The sequence below is a fragment of the Bradyrhizobium sp. genome (assembly GCF_047605465.1).
Taxonomy (GTDB): Bacteria; Pseudomonadota; Alphaproteobacteria; order Rhizobiales; family Xanthobacteraceae; genus Bradyrhizobium.
The window spans coordinates 241,861-263,906 of sequence record NZ_JASGFS010000003.1 but is presented as its reverse complement, the minus strand read 5'-3'; the positions used below and the strand labels follow the sequence as shown (position 1 = coordinate 263,906).

24 protein-coding genes are annotated in these 22,046 nt (G+C 62.4%); 11 read left to right on the top strand and 13 right to left on the bottom strand.

Features of this window, described 5'->3' with window-relative positions; translation table 11 throughout:
- Positions 1-91: 91 nt before the first annotated feature.
- From QM712_RS04980 to QM712_RS04950, 7 genes are read right to left on the bottom strand one after another with little or no spacing between them, the layout of a single operon-like run.
- The gene (locus QM712_RS04980; protein ID WP_415021929.1) at positions 92-805 is read right to left on the bottom strand and encodes an ABC transporter ATP-binding protein; all 714 of its coding nucleotides are present in this window, start codon (positions 803-805) and stop codon (positions 92-94) included.
- Positions 799-1,521: an ABC transporter ATP-binding protein gene (locus tag QM712_RS04975; RefSeq protein WP_415021928.1), complete on the bottom strand. Its 723-nt coding sequence runs from the start codon at positions 1,519-1,521 to the stop codon at positions 799-801. Before QM712_RS04975 ends, QM712_RS04980 begins: the two co-directional genes overlap by 7 nt.
- A 32-nt stretch (positions 1,522-1,553) precedes the next feature.
- Positions 1,554-2,573 (bottom strand): branched-chain amino acid ABC transporter permease, encoded by a 1,020-nt coding sequence (locus QM712_RS04970; protein ID WP_415021927.1) that lies wholly within the window; start codon positions 2,571-2,573, stop codon positions 1,554-1,556.
- Complete coding sequence (locus QM712_RS04965; RefSeq protein ID WP_415021926.1) at positions 2,570-3,442, bottom strand: branched-chain amino acid ABC transporter permease; 873 nt, start codon at positions 3,440-3,442, stop codon at positions 2,570-2,572. Before QM712_RS04965 ends, QM712_RS04970 begins: the two co-directional genes overlap by 4 nt.
- Positions 3,442-4,668 carry an ABC transporter substrate-binding protein gene (locus tag QM712_RS04960; RefSeq protein ID WP_415021925.1) on the bottom strand — a complete coding sequence of 409 codons (1,227 nt, stop codon included), beginning with the start codon at positions 4,666-4,668 and terminating at the stop codon, positions 3,442-3,444. The genes QM712_RS04965 and QM712_RS04960 overlap by 1 nt, the downstream gene beginning before the upstream one ends.
- Before the next feature lie 11 nt (positions 4,669-4,679).
- Complete coding sequence (locus QM712_RS04955; RefSeq protein WP_415021924.1) at positions 4,680-5,876, bottom strand: cytochrome P450; 1,197 nt, start codon at positions 5,874-5,876, stop codon at positions 4,680-4,682.
- Positions 5,866-6,096 (bottom strand): ferredoxin, encoded by a 231-nt coding sequence (locus tag QM712_RS04950; RefSeq protein WP_415021923.1) that lies wholly within the window; start codon positions 6,094-6,096, stop codon positions 5,866-5,868. Before QM712_RS04950 ends, QM712_RS04955 begins: the two co-directional genes overlap by 11 nt.
- A 116-nt stretch (positions 6,097-6,212) precedes the next feature.
- Between QM712_RS04950 and QM712_RS04945 the strand changes: the two genes are divergently transcribed.
- The gene (locus QM712_RS04945; RefSeq protein ID WP_415021922.1) at positions 6,213-7,190 is read left to right on the top strand and encodes an AraC family transcriptional regulator; all 978 of its coding nucleotides are present in this window, start codon (positions 6,213-6,215) and stop codon (positions 7,188-7,190) included.
- A gap of 133 nt (positions 7,191-7,323) precedes the next feature.
- On the top strand, positions 7,324-8,160 hold the full coding sequence (locus QM712_RS04940) for a MerR family transcriptional regulator (protein WP_415021921.1): 837 nt from the start codon (positions 7,324-7,326) through the stop codon (positions 8,158-8,160).
- A gap of 3 nt (positions 8,161-8,163) precedes the next feature.
- Here the strand turns inward: QM712_RS04940 and QM712_RS04935 are convergent, their stop codons facing one another.
- Positions 8,164-9,162: an AraC family transcriptional regulator gene (locus tag QM712_RS04935; protein ID WP_415022051.1), complete on the bottom strand. Its 999-nt coding sequence runs from the start codon at positions 9,160-9,162 to the stop codon at positions 8,164-8,166.
- Between QM712_RS04935 and QM712_RS04930 the strand changes: the two genes are divergently transcribed.
- Positions 9,092-10,612: a catalase gene (locus QM712_RS04930; RefSeq protein WP_415021920.1), complete on the top strand. Its 1,521-nt coding sequence runs from the start codon at positions 9,092-9,094 to the stop codon at positions 10,610-10,612. The genes QM712_RS04935 and QM712_RS04930 overlap by 71 nt on opposite strands.
- A 159-nt stretch (positions 10,613-10,771) precedes the next feature.
- On the opposite strand, the gene QM712_RS04925 is transcribed toward QM712_RS04930, so the two are convergent.
- From QM712_RS04925 to QM712_RS04905, 5 genes are read right to left on the bottom strand one after another with little or no spacing between them, the layout of a single operon-like run.
- Positions 10,772-11,518, bottom strand: a complete 747-nt coding sequence (locus QM712_RS04925) for an SDR family NAD(P)-dependent oxidoreductase (protein ID WP_415021919.1) — start codon at positions 11,516-11,518, stop codon at positions 10,772-10,774.
- 15 nt (positions 11,519-11,533) lie between these two features.
- A complete protein-coding gene (locus tag QM712_RS04920) occupies positions 11,534-12,073 on the bottom strand; it encodes an ankyrin repeat domain-containing protein (protein ID WP_415021918.1) in 540 nt (179 codons plus the stop codon).
- Between the two features lie 16 nt (positions 12,074-12,089).
- Positions 12,090-12,872, bottom strand: a complete 783-nt coding sequence (locus QM712_RS04915) for an MOSC domain-containing protein (protein ID WP_415021917.1) — start codon at positions 12,870-12,872, stop codon at positions 12,090-12,092.
- 27 nt (positions 12,873-12,899) lie between these two features.
- The gene (locus tag QM712_RS04910; RefSeq protein ID WP_415021916.1) at positions 12,900-13,931 is read right to left on the bottom strand and encodes a flavin reductase family protein; all 1,032 of its coding nucleotides are present in this window, start codon (positions 13,929-13,931) and stop codon (positions 12,900-12,902) included.
- Positions 13,928-14,794 carry a ferredoxin--NADP reductase gene (locus QM712_RS04905; protein ID WP_415021915.1) on the bottom strand — a complete coding sequence of 289 codons (867 nt, stop codon included), beginning with the start codon at positions 14,792-14,794 and terminating at the stop codon, positions 13,928-13,930. Before QM712_RS04905 ends, QM712_RS04910 begins: the two co-directional genes overlap by 4 nt.
- Before the next feature lie 404 nt (positions 14,795-15,198).
- Between QM712_RS04905 and QM712_RS04900 the strand changes: the two genes are divergently transcribed.
- From QM712_RS04900 to QM712_RS04865, 8 genes are all read left to right on the top strand, one after another.
- Positions 15,199-15,618, top strand: coding sequence for a globin family protein (locus tag QM712_RS04900; protein WP_415021914.1), 420 nt, complete (start codon positions 15,199-15,201; stop codon positions 15,616-15,618).
- A gap of 73 nt (positions 15,619-15,691) precedes the next feature.
- Positions 15,692-17,302, top strand: a complete 1,611-nt coding sequence (locus QM712_RS04895) for an ABC transporter substrate-binding protein (RefSeq protein WP_415021913.1) — start codon at positions 15,692-15,694, stop codon at positions 17,300-17,302.
- A 27-nt stretch (positions 17,303-17,329) separates the two neighbouring features.
- Positions 17,330-18,391, top strand: a complete 1,062-nt coding sequence (locus QM712_RS04890) for an ABC transporter permease (RefSeq protein ID WP_415022050.1) — start codon at positions 17,330-17,332, stop codon at positions 18,389-18,391.
- Positions 18,388-19,314 (top strand): nickel transporter permease, encoded by a 927-nt coding sequence (nikC, locus tag QM712_RS04885; protein ID WP_415021912.1) that lies wholly within the window; start codon positions 18,388-18,390, stop codon positions 19,312-19,314. The genes QM712_RS04890 and nikC overlap by 4 nt, the downstream gene beginning before the upstream one ends.
- Entirely contained in the window at positions 19,311-20,144 is an 834-nt protein-coding gene (locus QM712_RS04880) for an ABC transporter ATP-binding protein (protein WP_415021911.1), read from the top strand. The genes nikC and QM712_RS04880 overlap by 4 nt, the downstream gene beginning before the upstream one ends.
- The gene (locus tag QM712_RS04875; protein WP_415021910.1) at positions 20,141-20,953 is read left to right on the top strand and encodes an ABC transporter ATP-binding protein; all 813 of its coding nucleotides are present in this window, start codon (positions 20,141-20,143) and stop codon (positions 20,951-20,953) included. The genes QM712_RS04880 and QM712_RS04875 overlap by 4 nt, the downstream gene beginning before the upstream one ends.
- Positions 20,954-20,990: 37 nt before the next feature.
- Complete coding sequence (locus tag QM712_RS04870) at positions 20,991-21,149, top strand: hypothetical protein (RefSeq protein ID WP_415021909.1); 159 nt, start codon at positions 20,991-20,993, stop codon at positions 21,147-21,149.
- A gap of 28 nt (positions 21,150-21,177) precedes the next feature.
- A complete protein-coding gene (locus QM712_RS04865) occupies positions 21,178-22,041 on the top strand; it encodes an AraC family transcriptional regulator (protein WP_415021908.1) in 864 nt (287 codons plus the stop codon).
- The last annotated feature ends 5 nt before the right edge of the window (positions 22,042-22,046 follow it).

Genomic DNA, 22,046 nt, shown 5'->3' with positions numbered 1-22,046 from the left:
CCGTGTCCGGCCATCAGGACCGCAGAATCGGCGCCTCACTCGGGCGCGACGCAACGGCTTGGCTCCGGCGATCCGCAGGGGGAAGCACCGTTCAATGCCCCGAGCCGTGGTCGACACCCAGAAAGCGCTGCTGGATGTCGTGATCGGCCGCCAGCTCTGCCGATGTGCCCTCATAGACGATGCGGCCGAGTTCCAGGATATACTGGCGGCCGGCGAGGTTCAGGCACACATCGATATTCTGATCCACGATCACGATCGAGAGCCGATGCCCTTCCATCTGCAGCTTCGTCAACGCATCCACGATTTCCTGGATGATGACCGGCGCCAGCCCTTCCGTCGGCTCGTCGAGGAGAAGAACACGCGGCCCGCACATCATGCCGCGCGCAATCGCAAGCATCTGCTGCTCTCCGCCCGAGAGGGCCGCACCCGAACTTGCCCTGCGCTGCTTCAATCGGGGAAAGAGCACATAGGCATCGTGAAGGCTGAACGAGGAGCCCCGGCGTTCCGCAATCTGCAGGTTCTGCTCGACCGTCAGCGCCCCGATCACGCCGCGATAGTCCGGCACCAGGACGATCCCCGCGCGGGACAGCCGGTCGACGGACCATCCCGAAATGTCGACGCCATCGAGCGTCAGAGATCCGACCTGCCGCTGGACCAGGCCGACCAGGGATCGCAGCAGCGTGGTTTTTCCCGCGCCATTCCTGCCGAGCAGCCCAACGATTTCACCCTCGGCCAAATCCAGGGAGATATCCGAGAGGGCACGGCTCTTGCCGTAATGCGCGTCGAGATGCCGAACAGTCAGCATGAATGTTGTCGCCCGAGATAGGCGTTCCTGACGTCAGGATCGCGCCGGACCTCGTCCGGCGTTCCCTCGAAAATCATTCTCCCTTGCGCCATCACCGTGATGCGGTCGCTCAAGCCAAGCACCACGTCCATGTTATGCTCGACGAGGAGTATGCCGCAGCGCTCGCGCAGCCTGAGGATCAACGCCTTGAAGTCCTTGATGTCGTCGATCCCCATGCCCGCCGTCGGCTCGTCCAGAAGGAGAAACTTCGCGCCCGAGGCGAGCGCAATGCCGAGCTCGAGCCGTCTCTGCTGACCATGGGAGAGCTGTTCGGCCGCCACGTCCTGCCTGTCGATCAGGTTCACTTCGACGAGCGTTTCGGTGACGCGCTGCGCAACATCGGAGCGGCTGCCCGGCAGGCGCACAATGTCGGCCAAGCTCCAGCCTACGACGGCGATCGCCGCGGCCGCGACATTCTCTCCGACCGTCATGCGCGGAAAGACCGTCGTGGTCTGGAATGACTTCACGAGCCCCAACCGGGCTCGGCCGGCGACCGGCAATGTCGTGATGTCGGTGTCGTCGAGATGGATCCGGCCTGCCGTAGGCACCAATGTTCCCGCCAGGCAGGAGAACAGCGTGCTCTTCCCCGCCCCGTTCGGCCCGATGACCGCCCTGATCTGCTGCATCTGCACGCCGAGGGACACATCGTCCACCGCCGCGAAGCCCCCGAACCGCATGCCGATGCCACGCGCGGACAGGCCGGTCCCGCTCATGGTGCCGTTGCCTTGTGTCCTGCGCGGATGATCCGGATGGCCGTCGCGCGTTCGATCAGCCCCCACAAGCCACCTCTGGCGAAGAACACCACGAGGACGATGATGGCGCCAACGGCAAACGGCCAATGCGGCCACACCTTGGAGAAGAGGTCGCCGCCGAGCGTAAGGCAGATCGTCCCCAGCAATGGCCCAAGCGGCGCCCCTACCCCGCCCAGGATGGTTGCGACGACGATGCTTTCGCTCTGCCTGACGTCGATCGCGCTGAGCGGAACGAGACCCAGGAAGGATGCATAGAGGCATCCCGCAATTCCGGCGATGGCACCTGCCGTCGTGAACAGGGCGAGCCGCATCCAGAAGACCCTGTATCCGACCGCAGCCGCACGATGCTCGCTTTCGGTGACGGCCTTGAAACCGAGACCAATGACCGAGTTCGCGGCAATCTCCATCCCAACCACCAGGACAGCCAGCACGGCCGCACAGACCACGTAGAATCCCCCCGGCGTCGTGAACCAGCGGATCGCGAAAGCCGGAAGCCGCGGCACGTCGAGAAGTCCGTTCTCGCCCCCCGTCAGTTGCGGCAGATTGTAAGCGCAAAAATAGGCGACCTGCGCGACCGCGAATGTCAACATCAGGAAGCGCAAGCCGCCTGCCCCGCTGCCATCTCCACCGGCGACGCGGCGCAGGGCGACGGAGCCGACGCAAAGGGCCGCCACTGCTGCGGCCATCGCACTGATCGGCAAGGCGAAGACGACGTCTCCCGCCACCGTTCCCTTGGCGCGGAGCGCATAGCCCGCACCGACATAGGCTCCAATTCCAAAGAACGCGCCCTGGCCGAACGAGAGCAGCGGGCCGTACGCCAGGACCAGATAGCAGCTCAGCGAAGCGATCGTCATGATGACAATTTCGGTCGCGAGCGGAAGCGACGGAAGCACGAAGGGAAGAAGGGGCAGCGACAGGAGATAGACGCAGCTGGAGCGGAGATCCCGCTTCGCACGCGGCGCAGCGAACTGCCTCATCTGACGTAGCCCTGCGCCACGCCGACGAGGCCGCGCGGCCTCACGATCAGGACGATCGCCATGGCGAGATAGGCGACGATCCCCGCACCGGTTCCCGCGATGCTCGTCGCGAAGCTCTGCATGATTCCGATCAGAAGCGCCGCGATCAGTGCGCCCCGGAAACTCCCGAGCCCGCCGACGACGCAGACGACGAAGGCCATTCCGAGCGCCTCGAGCCCCATATAGGGATCGACCCCGCGGATCGGCGAGACCAGTCCGCCAGCCAGCGCGGCGAGTGCGGCACCGAGCGCGAAATTGCAGGTGAAGAGCGCGCCGATATTGAGCCCGAGCAGCATCACCACCTCGCGGTTCTCGGCGCCGGCGCGCACCATCGCGCCATAGCGCGTCCGCTCCAGCGCATACCAGATACCGATCGCGCAGACGATGGTGACCGCAACGACGAAAATCCGGTAGTTGGGATAGAAGAACGGTCCCACGAATGTGAGGCCGCGGAAGATCTCCGGCGTCGCCACGCGTTGCGGCGCCGCAGACCAGATCATGCGGACGCCCTCCTCGATCATGAGCGTCAGGCCGAAGGTCGTCAGAATGTGGAAGTATGGCGGCAGCGAATAGATTCTCGTCAGGATCAGCCGTTCGATAACGATCGCGAAGATCGCCACCAGCACGACAGCGGTCCCGAGCGCGACGAAGAAGTCCCATCCATGGTCGCGAACGGCAAAGGTGACGTAGGCGCCGAGCAGATAGAAGGCGCCATGGGAAAAATTGACGAACCCCATGAGGCCAAAGATCAGAGACAATCCGATCGCGACCAGAAAGTAGATCATCCCCAGGCCGATGCCGTTCACGAGCTGAGATACGAGGAGCTGCATCAGATCGCTACGCAGCCCGTCTTGGCCGGATCGAGAAACGCGCGGCCGCCGGAGAGGATTTCGATGAAGTCATTCGGATCCTTCATCTTCGACGACGATTTTCCGATCGCGAGGTAGTAGTTCTTGAGGCACTGGTGATCCGCAGCCCGCACTTCCTCGGGGCCGGTCAGGCCGTCGTAGCGCAGTCCTTCCATGGCCGCGACGACTTTGGCCGGCTCTGCCGTCCCCGCCTTCGCAACGCCCTCCAGGATGAGCCGGGCGAGCGTGTAGCCGGACGCCTCGGAATAGGATGGCGGCGATGAGAACGTCTTCTCGAACAGCTTCACTGTTTCGACGTTGGCCGGCTCGGCGATGGAGTGCCAGTATTGCGCGCCGAGATAGACACCTTCCAGGAGATCGGGGCCCATCGCCTTGAACTGATCGAGCCCCGCGGACCATACGATCAGCACCGCGAGCTTGTTCTTGAGGCCGAATTCGGCCGCCTGCCTGAGAATGTCGGTAGTCTGACCGCTGAACGAGTGCAGACAGAGCACATCCGGCTTCGCGGCAAGAGCGTCCGTCAGATATCCGGAGAATTCACGTTCGGCGAGCGTGTGGTAGGCGTTTCCGACGTGCTCAGCGCCGGTTCCGGCCAGCACCCGCTGGGTATTCCGCAACAATGCATCGCCGAAGACATATTTCGGCGTCAACGTGTACCAGCGCTTTGCTTGCGGCAGTTTCTGCCGCAAAGGACGCACCGTGGTCTCGACGGCGCCGTAGGTCGCAACCGGCCAACGGAAGGTTGATTTCGCGCAGTCGGCCCCCGTGAGTTCGTCGGCACCGCCGGTCGTCACGTAAACGCCACCCGCCGCGTTGACGGCCTTGCTCACCGCAAGAGCAACCGATGACGAGGCGCCACCGACGAAGAACTTCGCGCCGCTCTTGCTCATCTGCTCGTCGATCTTACGCACGCCCTTGCCGGGATCGCCCTCGGTGTCGATCGTTTCGTATCGGCAATTGAGATTCAGTTTCCTGGCGACGTTTTCGACCGCGACGCGCGACCCGCGGTCACAAAGGGCAGCGGTGCTGGCGATGCCGGGAGCCGTCATTTCCCACGTGCCGTAAATCGTGATGTCGGGCACAGTTCCAGCCAGCGCCGACGTCAGGAGAGCGGGCGATGCGACAGAGCCGAGCATGGCGGCGCCGCCCGCCTTGATGAGCCCGCGTCTCGTGAATTGATGAGGCATGTGACGATCTTTCACTGTTGTCCGAAAACTATGGGAACCTTGCGGACGCCGCGGATATGACTTTCCGACCACACCACGTCCTTCTCGCGATCCAGCGTGAAGCGCGGGATTCTCGCGATCAGCCTTTCCAGGCCGATGCGGATTTCGATGCGCGCGAGGTTCGAGCCGAGGCAGCGGTGGATACCGATGCCGAACGCCATATGCTTGTTGTCCTTGCGGTCGAGGATCACCTTGTCCGCATCGGGGAATACGGCCGGGTCACGATTTCCCGCGGGGAATGCCATGAACACCATCTGGCCGGCCTTCAGCTTGCAGCCGCCCACCTCGACATCTCGCAGGACCTCACGCGCGAGGCTCGCCGGAGCATAAGCCCGGAGAAATTCCTCGACGGCCGTCGGCATCAGTTCCGGTTCGGCGACCAAGCGAGCGAGATCTTCGGGATGGGTCGCCAGGTGCCAGATCGAGGCGCCGATGGTGCTCCACGTCGTCCCGATCCCCGCCGTCATCAGCAATCTCAGCGCCGCCGCGATCTCGGCATCGCTCATCAGCGCGCCATTGAACTCCGCCCTCATCAGGTAGGCGATCAGATCGTCGGTCGGTTCACGACGCCGCTTCGCGATCTCGACCAGGAAATAGTCGTCGATCTCCCTGGTGGATCGCGCGTACACATCGGGCTCCACGAGACCGAGCTCGAGGTTCTCGTAGATCCATGTGCGAAACTGCGGCCCCATGTCCTCCGGCACACCGAAGAAGCGCGCCATCATGCGCGCGGTGATCTCCTGGGCATACTCGACCGCACCGTCGCAATGGCCGCGGTCGATGAACCGGTCGATCAGCCGATCGCAGAGCTCGGTGATCTGAGGTTCGTAGGCCTTGATCGCCTGCGGCGTGAACAGCGGCAGGATCATCATGCGCGAGGGACGATGATGGGGCGGATCGAGCGTCAACGGCGGATTGGGCACCGCCGGAACGGCACGCTCGACCCGCAGACTGACGCGCGCGGAGGTGAAGTTCTCGGTATCGTAGGCGATGGTGCGGATGTCGTCGTATTTGGTCGGGAGATAAGCCCCGGTGTAGCGCTCGGTATGCGCGATCGGGCACATCTGGCGGAGATCGTCCCAGATCGGATAAGGGTCTTCCAGCCAATGCGGATCAAGATGGTCGAAGTCGGTTTTCCAATCCGACACAGGTGGACGGCTAACCGTCATTGTCGGTCTCCATGTCGTTGATCCTGATCGCGTATTCGGGACAATTCCGCTGCACGTCGCGAGCTCTCTCGAGTTGCTGCGGAGCCAGCGCGCCCTCGAAGCGAACCTTGCCGTTGCCGTAGTCATCGACATCGAAGAGTTCGGGCGCGAGGGCGATACAGCGGGCGTGGCCCTGACAACGCTGGTAGTCGATTTCGAGTCTGAGCTTGCGTCGCTCCACGCATCTCTCCGCCAGTTGTTGAAGACATCGCGGAGTAGATCGCGGCGACGAGAGGCCGACAATTACGAGATGCGCCAAATTCTGTAGGCGACTCGCCAATCTGACGGCGCTGGACCGTGCCGTTCGCTGCCAGGCAATGCCGCAGATTTGACCACCGCCTCGAAGCGTCGTTACGACGGCATCATCGCGCGGCACAGCTCTTGCTTCGTATTCGCAAGCCAGTGAATGGCGTTCGAGGTGGCTTGATGAGCCAGGTAATCCTTCCGGCAGAGTGGCGTTCGCGCCTCGCGTTCGAGAATGAGATTGAAGACGTGCCCAGACCGATCGTCGTCCGGGGCCATGACTACGACACGGGATTTCGCACGCAGCCGCACATCCACAGCCGCTCGCAACTGATATTCGCCGCGGTCGGGACCATGACGGTGCATGCCGCGAGGGGCGTATGGGCGGTGCCGCCGCAGCGTGCGCTATGGGTTCCCGCCGGCGTGGAACACGCCGTCGAAGCTCACAGCGAGATCAGGCTTCGCAGCATTTTCGTGGACCCGACGCAGATTCAGTTGCGCGACGTCTGCATGGTCAGCATCACGCCGCTGCTGCGCGAACTGATATTGCATGCAGCCGACATTCCGCGGCTCTATCCGATCGGCGGCCCGGAAGACCGCATGATGCGCGTCCTGCTCGATCAACTCGAAAACGCTCCGGTCGCGCCGCTCTATCTTCCGATGCCGACCGATCGCCGGCTGTTGCGGATCAGCCTGACGTTTCTCGAGAACACGGCGAGCCGGAAATCGATGCGCGACTGGTGTCGCGAGGTCGGCATCAGCGAGCGAACCTTGTCGCGTCTCTTCCCGATCGAGACCGGGATGAACTTCCGCGACTGGCAGCAGACCGCGCGGATTCTCGAAGCCGTGCGGCGCCTGATGTCGGGAGAACCCGTTGCTCAGGTTGCCGAAGAGGTCGGCTATGAGAGCCCAAGCGCGTTCATCGCCACGTTCCGCCGTGTCACCGGCCGGACGCCGCGGCAATATCTCGAGTTTGGCGTGGCCCAACGCTTGCGTCCGGACGGGGGCTCGCTGGCCCGTGCTCGCGGATAGCCGGAACGTGAGAGCGGCATTTCCTCCAAATTCGGCCCCTCAGGCAAGGAATCGCCAAACAAATCCTTCAATTCTGGAGGTTTTTTGTGCTATTGATGGAGGAAATTAGCAGAGGCTCTGCCGGGACAAGACCATGCTCGACACGCGCGAGAAAACGACCTTACGAATATCCGATGTCTCCCGCCATGCCGGCGTATCCGTCTCGACGATCCGGGTCTGGGAGGAACAGGAACTCCTGACGCCGACCTACACGCAGACCGGCCGCCGCACCTATCGGCAGTCGGATGTCGAGACCGCCATCGCCATCAAGCGCATGCGCAGCCTGCACGGCATGAAGATCTCCGAGATCAAGGCCGCGCTGTCCGCGCAGAGTGCGTCTCCGGCGGGCGCTGAAACGGAAGCCGGCGAGCGCGAGATCCCCTCCGAAGTCGGCGCCAATCTGCGGAAGCTGCGCCTCGCGCGCCGCCTGACGATCAAGAAGGTCGCCGAAATCGTCGGCGTCGATCCCTCCCTGCTCGCCTCGATCGAACGCACGTCGCTGGGCATCAACATGCCGCTGTTGAAGCGGCTTGCGAGCTTCTACGGCGCCACGCTCAATCGCCTGATGGGCGTCGACGTGACCGCCGGCAATTCGAACGACGAAGTCGTGATGCGGGACCATGGCGTGCTGCTGCCGCGCCTCGGTCTGGGCGTTCAAATGGAACGCCTGTGCTCGGGCCACGGAATCATGGCGTGCAAGCGCTGGAAGGTCGAACCGGGGATTCACAGCAACGGCTCCTATCGGCACGAAGGCGAGGAATTCCTCGTCGTCATCTCCGGTGAGTTCGAGGTGACGATCGACAATGCCCGCATTCACCGCCTGACGAAGGGAGACTCCCTGTACTTCCGCAGCCATCTCTTCCATTCCTGGCGCAATCCGGGGCAGGAGACCGCGGAGCTGATCTGGATCGGCGTCGGCGATAGTTTCTGACGCTCAGCGCAGGCGATGCTGAAGATACTGGCTCGGTGATACCCCGAGCGTGCGCCGGAACATCGTCGTGAAGGCGCTGGGGCTCGCATAGCCGAGCCGGCGAGCGATCTCTCCGATGCTGTCACCATGCGTCAGACGCGACAGGGCTTCGGCAAGATGCACCTGCTGCAGCCAGTGGCGGAAATGCAGCCCCGTCTCCTTCTGGAACAGTCGAATGAGCGTGCGGGTGCTCGCGCCCGCCACCTCGGCCCAGTCTTCCAGGCTTCTCTGGTCGCCCGGGTTCTCCATCAGCGTCGAACAGATCGTGACGATCCGCTTGTCGCGCGGCCAGGGAATGACGATCGGGATTTGCGGGGCACGCGTGATCTCGATGAGAATGAGCTCCGCGACGTGACCGCCGCGCCCGTCGAGCGCATATTCGAGCGGCTCCTCCAGAAGCGACAGGATGAGTTCGCGCAAGAGGCTGCTGACCTCGATCAGCCGGCAAGCCTCGCCGAACGACTTGGCCCTCTTGGCATCGATATAGATGGTACGCATGCTGACCGGGCTCAGCATCGTCACGGAATGCTCGACGTCGACGGGAATCCACAGCGCGCGGCGCGGAGGGATGATCCACATCCCCTCCGGCGTTCTGACCCGCATCACGCCTTCGACCGCATAAAGAAGCTGAGCGCGTGTGTGTTTCTGAGGCTCGATGACGAAGCCCTGCTCGTCGTCGCGCGCAAGAGCGACGACGAACGGGGATGCCCGTTCGACGTCCTTGGCGAATTTGCTGCGCGCTACGATGGCCATATGGCGATTGTCACTTTCTCGAACATTTTTGTCATTCCTCGCCGTGAATGACAAGGCTACTTTTGCGCCATGAGATGCGCCGACGTCGTCAGATGCACTGTCGGACGCCCTCAAGCGCAACAGCCCTTGGAACAGAATGATGATCGAATTTGGCGAGAGCAGTACGCCCGGGACCAGGACCCTCACCAACAGGCAGGGCCGGGTCGTCACGGACAACCAGAACAGCCGCGTCGTCGGTGACAGCGGCCCGCTGCTCCTGGACAATTACAACTACATCGAGAAGATCGCCCATTTCAATCGGGAGCGCGTTCCCGAGCGGATCGTGCATGCACGTGGGGCCGGCGCTCACGGCTATTTCGAAGCCTACGGCACGATCGGCGACGAACCGGCAAGCAAGTACACCCGCGCGAAACTGCTTCAGGAACAGGGCAAACGCACGCCCGTCTTCGTGCGCTTCTCGACCGTCGTCGGCGGCGGCCATTCGCCGGAAACCACGCGCGATCCGCGCGGCTTCGCCACCAAGTTCTACACGGACGAGGGCAACTGGGATCTCGTCGGCAACAACCACCCCGTCTTCTTCATCCGTGATCCGATCAAATTCCCCGACCTCATCCACTCTTCGCGCCCGAGCCCGCTGACCAATCGCTACGATCCCAATCGAAGGTTCGATTTCGTCAGCCAGAGCCCCGAGGCTCTGCTGGTCACGTTGATGACATCGAGCTATCGCGGCGTACCAAAGGGCTATCGGTTCATGGACGGCTACGGCGTCCATGCCTTCAAGTTCGTCAATGACGCCGGCGAAGGCGTGCTCGTGCGTTTCACCTGGCTCAGCAAGCAGGGCCTCGTCGGCCTGACGCATGCGGAGGCCTGCCAGACGCAGTCGACCAACCTGTATCACGCCACGGAAGACCTGTACGAGGCGATCGATCGCGGCGAATTCCCGGAGTGGGAGCTGTTCGCGCAGATCATGTCGGACGACGAACATCCGGAACTTTCGTTCGATCCGCTCGACGCCACCAAGATCTGGCCGGCCGACCAATTCCCGCTTCTCGCGGTCGGCAAGATGGTGCTCAACAAGAACCCCCTCGACTATTTCACCGAGGTCGAGCAGGCAGCGTTCAGCCCGGGCGTGATGGTCGATGGAATCGAGGCTTCTAACGATCGCCTGCTTCTTGGGCGCACGTTCGCCTATTCGGATGCACAGCGTTATCGCATCGGCACCAACTACCTGCAGCTACCGATCAACACGCCGAAGTCGCGTGTCGCGACCAACTACGGCGCCGGCCAGATGGCCTATCGTGTCGATTCCGGCGACGCCTCGGTCAATGCGAACATCAACTACGAACCGAGCACCGGCCAGGCGCTCCGCGAGGGTCCCGCCACGGGATCGCCGCACGAACCGATGGTTCACGGGCGGGTTCAGCAGAAGTGCATCCGCCGTACGGACGATCACACCCAGGGCGGCGAGTTCTATCGCTCGCTCGAAAAGTCCTACCAGGACGATCTGGTGCTCAATCTCACGACGTTCCTCGCGCATGTCCGCGACGACCTCAAGAGCCGCATGATCCAGCACTTCTTCAAGATGGATGCCGAGCTTGGCGAGCGCGTCGCCAGCGGGCTCAAGTTCGATATTTCCGCGCTCGCCCTGGCTGCGGAATAGGCTCAAGCCCCACAAGCGAAAGGCGCGCCACTGGGAAGTGGCGCGCCTTATTCTTTTGGGGCTTCGGTTCTGGAACTCGTTCGGCGCAGGCCGCTCGTGCCGGCAAACGCGAACCGGATGACCGTGGCCCGCGCCGCGGTCATCCGGTTCTCAACAGCCTCAGGTGCCGATGAACCCGCCGTCCGCCAGCAGCGTTCTGCCGGTGATCCACCGTGCGTCGTCCGATGCCAGCAGCGCGACCGCCGAGGCAATGTCTCCGGGCTCGCCGAGACGCCGCAACGGCGTCACGTCGGCGATCATCCTGCGCCGCTCATCGGGCATCGCGGCGGTCATGTCGGTGCGCGTGATTCCCGGTGCCACCGCATTCACCGTGATTCCACGCGGGCCAAGCTCGACCGCAAGCGCCTGCGTCAGCGTCGACACCGCCGCCTTCGAGGCCGAGTAGATCGAGCTCCGCGCCGCCGGTTGGTAGACGCGCAAGGATGACAGGTTGATCACGGTGCCGCCCTCCTTCGGGAAGTGCTTCAGCGCGGCCTGGGTCGCCGCGATGGTGCCCCAGACATGGACGTTGAACTGCTCCGCGTAGAACGCGAAGTCGATCTCCTCGAGCGCACAAACCCGCAGCATACCGGCATTGTTGACCAGAATGTCGATCTTGCCGAAATACGCCCCCGCTTCGTCCATGGCTTCCTGGATGGCCCGCTTGTCGACGGCATCGGCCCGCAATGCGATCGCGGATCCGCCATCCTGCTTGATGCTCTCCACGACCGCGTCGGCCTTGTCCTTCTGCAGCTTGTAGGTCAGAGCGACATGCGCCCCCTGACTTGCCAGCTTGCGAACGATGGCCTCACCGATACCGCGCGACGCCCCCGTCACGACGGCAACTTTTCCCTTCAACTGAGTCATACTGCTTCCCTTGAGTTACGTTGAGGACGATTCGATTGTGTCTGTCGGGCCCTGACCGAGCGCCTCCAGGATTGCCGCGACGCGCTTCGCGCCGCTGATGCGCGCCAGGTCGAGCGCGGTCATGTTGTTGGCGTCGCGTTCGGCGGGGTCGGCGGCATTCGCGATCAGCAGTTCGGCCATCTCGACACGATCGAACATCGCCGCGATCATCAGCGCGGACTTTCCACCTGCCGCCGCCGCGCTTGTCAACGCGCCGGCAGCGATGAGCCGCCTCGCGATTCCCATGTGCCCTGCGAAGGCCACTGCCGAGAGCGGCGTCTGGACCCGGTCATTCGCCAGGTTGGCGTCCGCACCATGCCTCAGCAGAACCTCCACCGCCGGCTCGTTGCCGTTGTACCCGGCGAGCATGAGCAGCGAGTCGCCCTTGTCGTTGCGGAGATCGCACGGCAATCCCTGCCCGAGCAGCCGGTCGAGTACCTCCGCGTCGCCGTTCCGCGCCAGCTGGAACACTTCTGCGGCATAGGCGAGAACGTCGTCGTCCAGCTTTGCGTTCATGAGTTCTCCTTACATCTCAAACGACACAAATCGGATCGCCATTGCGAACGGCGCCTTCGAAGAGAACGGCGCCGTAAACGCCGGCGGATCCGCCATGCGCCGACGTGATGTGCCTCAGGATTTTGGGAGTTTCGTCCGCGGTATCCGGATCGATCGTCACGATCTTGCAGCGCGGGTCCCGTTCGGTCACCATGATCCTGGCTCGGCTACCGATCTGCAGCACGCGTCCCATCAGGTCGTTCTCGTAGAATGGCGCCGCGTCGTCCCAATCGACGTACAGATTTGCTCGAAACCTGCGGGCATCCAGCCTGACCCCGATCTCCGCTTCGAGCGCGCGCAGGCTGTTGCCCGCGAAGAGCGACACCGGACGGCAGTCGGAAAGGCTGCGTTCGCTGAAGCGCAGGGAGAGTTGCTCACCCGTCTCGCCCTCCAGCATCTCCCTCAAGCCATCGTCGCGAATGGAGAACACCTCACCCGAAGGTGCTGCGACCTCGACATCGAAGGCGTCGCCTTGGGGAAACAGCGGAGCCACGCCCGGCCCAAGCGCGAGTGAGGCCTGGAGATCGACGGGCGCCCGAACCTTGTCCGGCCACTTGAAGGTTGCCTTGAAGCGAACGAGGTCCTCCAATTGCCGGATGGTGAACCACGGAAAACCCGGCTTGCCGCCCTGATAGGTGAATGCGAACGCGCGGTCGCCGAACAGGCCGGCAAAGCCGATGAACCCTTCGTTGATCTCCTCGCCGGCCATGCTCTTGACCGGATAGCGGACGATCGATTTTACCGAGCCGACCTTCAGCATCGCTATTCTGCCTTCATGTTACCAAGCTCAATCGTAGTCGAGCACCAGCGACGGCGATCGCGGCCTCGAGCAACACGCCAGGATGTTTTTCTTCTGATGATCACGCTTGCTCAGCGCGAGTGCACCGTCCTGCTCGACGTCGCCTTCGACCAGACGCGCCTTGCACGCGCCGCAATGCCCGTCCCGGCAGGAATGCGGCATGGGAACGCCGGCTGTCAGTGCATCGTCGAGCAGACTGCCGGGGCCCGACCAGGGAAAGCTGAAATCCTCGCCGGAGATCCGGACGACGACATTGCAGGCGACAGTCTCCGGAGCATCTCTCGCCTCGCCGTTCGAGACGAGCGTGGGGGATAGAAACCGTTCGCAGAACAGCTCGTATCTGTCCGCCGGACAGTGCGCATCGAAGACCTTCTCGACCAGGTCCATCAGCGGCGCAGGGCCGCAAAGATAGATCTGGGCGCGCTGATGCGACGTCAGGAGGTCGATGACGTCGCTCTCGGTCAGGAAGCCCGATTCGTCGCTATGATGATGCCGGACCGACAGGCGCTCGGGATGGCTGCGCTGATATTCCGCGATCAGTCCGGCGAAGATCGCGGCATCCTGATTTCGATGAGCGCACAACAGCGTGACCGGACGATCGGTCAGCTTCAGCGCGGCCTTCAGCAGGGAAAAAAGCGGAGTGATGCCGCTTCCTCCGGCAATCAGGACGAGCGGATCGCTGCTATCCCTGAGCGTGAACGCGCCGGCCGGGGGATCGACCCGCAGATAATCTCCCTGGGAGAGCGTCCTGGTCAGGCGTTCCGATACCGCGCCGCCGACCACGCGCTTCACCGTGAACCGCAGCGGCTCCTCCAGTTCCGGCGTACTGGACAGGGAATAGCTGCGCGAATGCTGCTCCGGATCGCCGGGAATGAGAATTCGGACGAACTGCCCTGCCCGCCCGGCATAGACGGCCTGCCGATCGGCCGGCACGTCGATTTCGATCGTCGTCGCATCGATCGTTTCCGATATGACGCGCGCGACCGCGAGGAGACCGTGCTCAGGAAAGGATCCACTCATTGGGCACGCTCATTCGGCGACATTTGAAGCGCCGGAATCGCCGCATTCGCGTTGACGAAGATGCGGTCCTCGCAAAGCCCCACTGAAATGGCCGCGGCTTCGGCACGACGCATGAACTCCGGCGGGCCGCACATATAGATGCTCGCATCACAAGTGCCGGCCAGATGATCGGCGATGGCGTCTTGCGTGACCTCTCCCGCCTTCCCCACGTAGATTTCGGTGAGATCGAGCCTGTCCCGGTATCGCTCGGCAAATGCGCGCAGTGGCGCGAGAAAAGGCGCACTTTCTTCGTCGCGGTCGAAGATCATGACCCTGACGGCACGTTCGCTGAAGAGCAGCGCCTCCTTGATCATCGGAAAGATCGGCGCCATGCCGATTCCGGCCGCCATGAAGACAGCGCGTTCCGTATTCAGCGGATGGAGGCGAAACTGCCCGGTCGGCGGGCTGACGCGAATCCAGGCACCGCAGCGAAGATGATCATGGCACCAGTTCGATACACACCCCGAAGAGACACGCTTGACGGTGAAGCGCGGCACTTCGCCGCGCGAGACGAGGCTCGAGACTGCATAACAGCGCTCGTGAGTGTGCCCCTCGATCTCGAACCGGATCGCGACGAATTGGCCCGGCTGCGCATGGAAAGCCTCTCCGTCGCGCATCTCGAATTCGAACGACACGCTGTCGCTGGTTTCCTTGAAAATGTTGGTGATGCAGGCCGCCCTGAACCATTCGCGCTCTGATTTCTCCGCAGGAACGCGTGGTGGAGCCGCGACAGCTTCAACTGGATTCCGCGGCTTTCCGTCTGGCAGCCCAGTCGGGAAACCAGCTTCATCGGCGCTGCGCGCCCATTCTCGCAATTGCTCCACTTCGCACCCCAAGCGCCGGAAGTTATAAACGGCACCTTATTAAATCTATAATTTTGTAGATTATGCAAGTGCAAAAATGGAGGAATGTAGAGAATTGCAGATTTTATGTCGCAGCCAATTGCTTTCCAGAGGATAGACTTTCGTAGATTGCATGCCCTCGTAGCATCATAAAGATCAAGAATTATTCAGCTAATCCGGCATTTCGCTCATTCGATGAGCAGACCGGGGGCGATCGCGATTGTAGAATTTTACTTCATACTGACACTCCAGAGAAAAAATCTACAAATTCACTCGATTCTCTCATGGCACGCATTCTGCTTTTCCACTGACGAAGGCCCGGCACCGAAGGGCCGAATGACTCCGTCAGCGACTTTGCTTTCGGCGGAGCTGAATGGAGAGCATCAATGACGCCAGCCCAAATTCATCGGGTCCAAGAGTCCTTCAAGAAGGTTGCGCCTCATGCCGAGCTGGCGGCGCGCATGTTCTACGACCGCCTGTTCGTCATCGCCCCTCAGGTGAAGCCGCTGTTTCACGGTGACATCTCCGAGCAGGGCAGGAAGCTGATGTCCACGCTCGCGGTCGTGGTCAACGGCTTGACCAATCTCGAAGCAATCCTGCCGGCGGCGAAGTCCCTCGCCGTCAAGCATGTCGGATATGGAGTCCAGCCCGACCACTACAAGCCGGTCGGCGAAGCTCTCGTGTGGACGCTGCAGGAAGCGCTCGGCGATGCGCTCGATGGGGAAACCCGTGACGCCTGGATCGAAGCCTACACGCTGCTCTCGGGAGTGATGATCTCCGAGGCGTATGGCCGCGCAACGGCGTGATCACCAGCACCCGACCTGTTCAGACGCTCCGGTCCGCAAGCAGACCGGGAGACGGCAACTTAGGAGATAAAGAATGAGATCCTGGTCCAGCGCAAAGCGCACGGGGCTCCTGGCGGCGACCCTGGTGGTCACTTCGATCGGCGTGCAGACGGCCACGAAGGCCGCAACGCCGCCGGACACCCTCGTCATCGCGGCAGCCATTGACGACATCATAAGCCTCGACCCCGGCAGCGCGCTCGAGGTCACGTCGGGCGAGATCCTGGGCAATACCTATGATCGCCTGGTCCGGCTGAACAAGCAGGATCCTTCCAAGCTCGATCCGGACATCGCCGAAAGCTGGAAGATCTCCGACGACGGCAAGACCTATACGTTCAAGCTGAAGCCCGGACTGGTCTTCGCCTCCGGAAATCCGCTGACCGCTGAGGACGTGGCCTTTTCGATCAAGCGAACCGTCGTTCTGGCCAAGAGCCCGGCCTTCCAGCTGCTGCAGCTCGGCCTCAACAAGACCAACGTCGACCAGCTCGCCAAGGCGATGCCCGACGGCACGTTCTCACTGACGGTCGACAAACCCTATGCGTCGGGCTTCGTGCTCAACTGCCTGTCCGTCAACGCGGCAGCCGTGGTCGACAAGAAGCTCGCCATGCAGAACGAGAAGGACGGTGACTTCGGCAACGGCTGGGTCCAGACGCATTATGCCGGCTCGGGTCCGATGAAATTGCGCGACTGGCGCGCCAACGAGGTCGTCGTTCTGGAGCGCAACGAGAAATACTACGGACAGAAGTCCAAGCTTGCCCGCGTGATCTATCGTCACGTGAAGGAAAGCTCGACGCAACGCCTCATGATCGAAACCGGTGACGTCGACATCGCCCGTAACCTCGAGCCGGGCGATCTCGACGCGATCGCCAAGAGTCCGAAGGTCAAGCTGCAGAGCGAGTTGAACGGAACGCTCTATTCGATCTCGTTCAACATGCACAATCCGAAGCTCGCCAAGCCCGAAGTCATCCAGGCGTTCAAATATCTCCTCGACTACGATTCGGTCGGGAAGACCCTCATCAAGGGCATCGGTGAAATCCACCAGGACTTCCTCCCCGTCGGCCTGCCCGGAGCGACCGGAGAGAAGCCCTACAAGCTGAACGTCGAAAAGGCCAAGGAGCTGCTGGCGAAGGCCGGATATCCAGAAGGCTTCAACGTCACCTTCGACGTCCGCAATACCCAACCCGTCACCGGCATCGCCGAGTCGTTCCAGCAGACGGCGGCGCAAGCCGGCATCAAGATCGACATCATCCCGGGCGACGGCAAGCAGACCCTGTCGAAATACCGCGTCCACAAGCACGACATCTATATCGGCGAATGGAGCCTGAAGTACTGGGATCCGCATGCCAATGCCGACGCGTTCGTCTACAGCCCGGATCCCGGCGAGGACGCAAAGTTCAAGACGCTGGCATGGCGCAATGGCTTCTTCGATCCGGAGATGAACGCCCTGGTCGAGGCCGCGATGCTCGAGCGGGATCAATCCAAGCGCATCGAGATGTATCACAAGATGCTGGCGGATTTCCGCGCCAAGAGCCCCATCATGGTGGTCTATCAGATGAAAGAGACCGCCGCCGTCGCGAACAACGTGAAGGGCTTCTCGCTCGGCCCCGTCCCGTACACCAACTTCGTCTACACGGCGACCAAGGGCTGATCGCGGATCAGGACAAGTCAGATGACGATGACCGCCGATCCCGGACCAGCCCTGCGCGCTAGACGCAAGCGGTTGTGGTCCAACGGCCTGCAGATACTCAAGGGAACGACCGTCGTCATGACGACCTTTCTCGGTTTGCTGGCCGTCACGTTCTTCATCGGCCGGGTGATCCCGGTCGATCCCGTCGCGATCCTGGTGGGCGATCATGCGCCCACCGAGACCATCGAGCGGGTTCGCGAGGAGATGGGCCTCAACAAGCCCTTGGCAAGACAGTTCGTCATCTACGTGACGAAAGCCATGCAGGGTGATTTCGGGCGATCCATTCTCACCACGAATCCCGTGCTGGACGATATCAAGCGCGCGTTTCCCGCCACGATCGAGCTGGCAACGCTCGCCACGCTGTTCGGCGCTTTGGTCGGAATACCCCTCGGCGTCTATGCCGCGGTCCGTAACGGCCAATGGGGCGACAGGTTGGTACGGACCTTCGCGATGGTCGGACATTCCGTACCGGTCTTCTGGCTCGGCCTGCTCGGCCTTCTCGTCTTCTATGCCCGCCTCGGCTGGGTCGCCGGCCCCGGACGGATCGATGTCGCCTTCGAATACACTTTCACGCCGATAACGGGATTCTATCTGCTGGACGCGGTGATGCAGCAGGACTGGGCCGCGCTGCGAAGCTGCTTTGCCCACATCGTGCTGCCGGCCCTTCTGCTCGGCTACTACTCGATGGCCTATATCTGCCGGATGACGCGGAGCTTCATGCTCGCCGAGTTGCAGCAGGAGTACATCACCGCGGCCCGCGCGAAAGGCCTGTCGGAACTGCGCGTGGTCTGGGGACATGCCCTGCGCTGCGCGCTGGTTCCGCTCGTGACGGTGATCGCCCTCTCCTACGCCGTCCTGCTCGAGGGCGCGGTCCTGACAGAGACCGTGTTCTCGTGGCCGGGACTCGGTCTTTACATCACCAATTCGCTTCAGACCGCCGACATGAATGCAGTGCTGGGCGGCACACTGGTCGTCGGCGCCGTGTTCGTGGGGCTGAACCTTCTCTCCGACCTGCTTTATCGAACGCTCGACCCCCGGACCCGAGAATGAGCGAAATCATCGACAACACCCGCAAGGCCTGGCAAAGCTGGCTCTCAGGCGAGCTTCCGACGTCGCGTCTTCAATCGAGTCTCTCGCGCGCGAGTGCGAGCTGGCGGCGCTTTTGCGACAATCCGCTGTCAGTCGCAGGCTTCGTCATCATCGCAGCCCTGATCTTCGTTGCGGTCTTCTCGGACGTGCTGTCCCCCTATTCGCCGTTTTCGGGGGATCTGTCCGCGCGATTGCTGGCCCCCGATCGCGCGCACTGGCTCGGCACGGACGACCTCGGCCGCGATATCCTGTCCCGCCTCATCCACGGCTCCCGCATCACGCTGGCGGTCGTCGTGCTGGTGGCGATCACGGCCGCGCCGCTTGGCCTTCTGGTCGGGACTATCGCCGGATATGCAGGCGGATGGCTGGATGTGCTCCTCATGCGCGTCACGGATATCTTCCTGGCATTTCCCAAGCTCGTGCTCGCCTTGGCTCTCGTGGCCGTGCTCGGACCGGGTATCGAGAACGCGATCATGGCCATCGCGATCACGTCCTGGCCGCCCTATGCGCGGATCGCGCGCGCCGAGACCCTGACGATACGCAATTCCGACTATGTGTCGGCCGTCCGGCTCATGGGCGCCTCTCCTTCGCGGATCGTCTTTCGTCACATCATGCCGATGTGCCTTTCCTCCTTGATCGTCAGGGTCAGCCTGGACATGTCCGGAATCATCTTGACTGCCGCCGGCCTCGGATTTCTCGGGCTGGGTGCTCAACCGCCCTTGCCCGAATGGGGCGCGATGATCGCTTCCGGTCGGCGCTTCATCCTCGAACAATGGTGGGTTTCCGCAATTCCCGGCTTCGCCATTCTTATCGTCAGCCTGGGCTTCAATCTGGTCGGAGACGGCCTGCGTGATGCCCTCGATCCCCGCGAGGCCGGCCGATGAATCCACTCTTGACCGTCGATGACCTGCGTGTGGCATTTCGCGGCGACGGCGGCGCCCTCATCGAAGCCGTGCGTGGCGTGTCGTTCTCCGTCGGGCGCGAGCGCCTGGGTATCGTCGGCGAGAGCGGATCCGGCAAGTCGCAGACCGGACGTGCAATCCTTGGGTTGACGCCACCCCACGCCAGGATCAGTGCCGGGAAACTCCAGTTCGACGGAATCGACCTTCTCGCCATATCGCCCCGGCAGCGCCGCGAGTTGCGCGGAAACCGCCTCGCGATGATCCTCCAGGATCCGAAATATTCGCTCAATCCGGTCATGACCGTCGGCGCTCAGATGGTCGAAACATTGAGGTCCCGCGGAACCGGGCGGACGGCCGCGCGAGCGCTCGCGCTGGACATGCTCTCCGCCGTCCAGATCCGCAATCCGGAGAGAGTGCTTAAACTCTACCCTCACGAAATCTCGGGAGGCATGGGACAGCGCGTCATGATCGCGATGATGCTGATCTGCAAGCCGGACCTCCTGATCGCCGACGAGCCGACCTCCGCGCTCGACGTCACGGTGCAGCTCGAAGTTCTGGAAGTGCTGGACCAGCTGGTGCGCGATCACGGCATGGGACTGATCTTCATCTCGCATGACCTCCGCCTCGTCTCATCTTTCTGCGACCGGGTGATCGTGATGTATCGCGGACGTATCGTGGAGGAGCTCGCTGCGGGCGCCTTGCACCAGGCAACCCATCCCTATACGCGGGGATTGTTGAGCTGCATGCCAAGAATCGGCGAGCAGTCCCGCCCGCTGCCCGTGCTCGATCGCGATGCCGGATGGGCGCTATGAAAAGCATCATCGAGGTTCGCGATCTCCGCGTCAGCTTCGACGGGTTCGTCGTGCTCGACGGCATCTCGTTTCGCCTGGCCAAAGGCGATTCCTTCGGACTGGTCGGCGAATCCGGCTCCGGCAAGTCCACAATCCTGCGCGCGATCACCGGACTTGCGCCGATCGAGGCAGGCTACATCCTGCTCGAAAACCATTATCTCGACAGCAAGCGCGATCCGGAATTCTACCGATCGATCCAGATGGTCTTTCAGGACCCGTTCGGGTCCCTGCATCCACGCCAGACGGTTGATCGCGCGCTGCTCGAGCCGCTTCGCATTCACGGGCTGGACAACACGGAAGGGCGGATTCGCAGAGCTCTCGACGAGGTGGGCCTGGGATTGAGCTTCCGCTATCGCTATCCGCATCAGCTGTCGGGCGGCCAGCGCCAGCGGGTGGCGATCGCCCGAGCCCTCATCCTGGAGCCGTCGATCCTGCTGCTGGACGAGCCGACGTCCGCGCTCGACGTGTCGGTGCAGGCCGAGGTTCTCAATCTGCTCGACCGGATCCGCCGGGACCGCGAGTTGTCCTACATCATGGTGAGCCATGATCTCGCGGTCATTACCCACATGTGCGACCGCCTGCTGGTGCTCAACGGAGGGCAGGCAATCGAAGAGGTAGGCTCCGCCGACTTGGCCTCGGGCCGTGTTCAATCGGACTACACACGCAAGCTGGTCTCCGCCAGCGCTGGATTCCGCGGTCGCCCCGCAGCGCTCACTTTGTCGCATGACGCCGGAGCGCTCAAGGGTGCCGCTGGCACACCGCTTGCTTAGATCGAACGAGGTGCCGGCAATTTCGAAAGGATTCGAGATGTCTCACGTTCGACAGCAGCAGCGCGTGCTGCATCAGTTCTGGCTACTGATCGGCCCCGTTGGTGTCGCAGCGGTGATCGGAGCCGTTGCCATTGCGCAACTGGACGCCGGTCTGCAGCTCCAGCTTGCTCTCATTCTCGGATTTCTGCCTCTCTAGTCATCAGATCGAGTTTCAACCACAGCGAATGGCGATCTATTCCCTCAGTTCAAAGGCCATAGACCTGCAGGCCGCGGCGGCGCCGATCATCAGCCTGTCTCGCAACTACAGGCTCGATGACGGCATCGTCATGCACTGCCATCGAAGAGGCCAGTTGCTCTTCGCCAATGAAGGCACGATGTATGTTCGTACGGCTGATCATATGTGGCTGGTCCCGCCGCGGATCGGCCTCTGGATTCCCCCCGGCACGCGCCACGAAGTGACGATGCAGGGCTACGTCAGGATGCGAACCATCTATGTCGATTCCGGTGAAGACGCCGGCCCCGACGACGACTGCCGGCTGGTGATCGTCAGCCCGCTGTTGCGAGAGCTCATTCTCGCTCACGCAGGCCAGCGCTCGGGTGACACGCAGGACGAACGCGCAGAGACCTTGACGCAGCTCATCTTGAACGAACTCCATTCCGCGCGAGAAATACCGCTCAAGATCAGGTGGCCACACGACGTGCGGCTCCTCATTGCCTGCCGAACACTGCTTCAAAGACCCTTGCTTCCCAACAACCTTGCCTCGATCGCCAAGGTCAGCGCGGTGAGTCCCCGCACCCTCACACGTCTCTTCAGGAGGGAAACGGGGATCGCATTCAATCACTGGCGAACAGCACTCAGCGTCGCGAAAGCGCTCTGCGGGCTGAACGAGGGAGCCAGGATCTCCGACCTTGCCAGGGAATTGGGATATAGAAGCCCAAGTGCCTTCACGAAGGTGTTCCGGCAGACGGTTGGCTTCACGCCACGCGATTTCCTGAGGCTACAGACCGATCCATTCAGCCATGGCGAGATGGCCGGCTCTTCCGCGTGCTCCGGTGACAAATCACCTCCGGTTCGCCGCCAGAACTAGACATC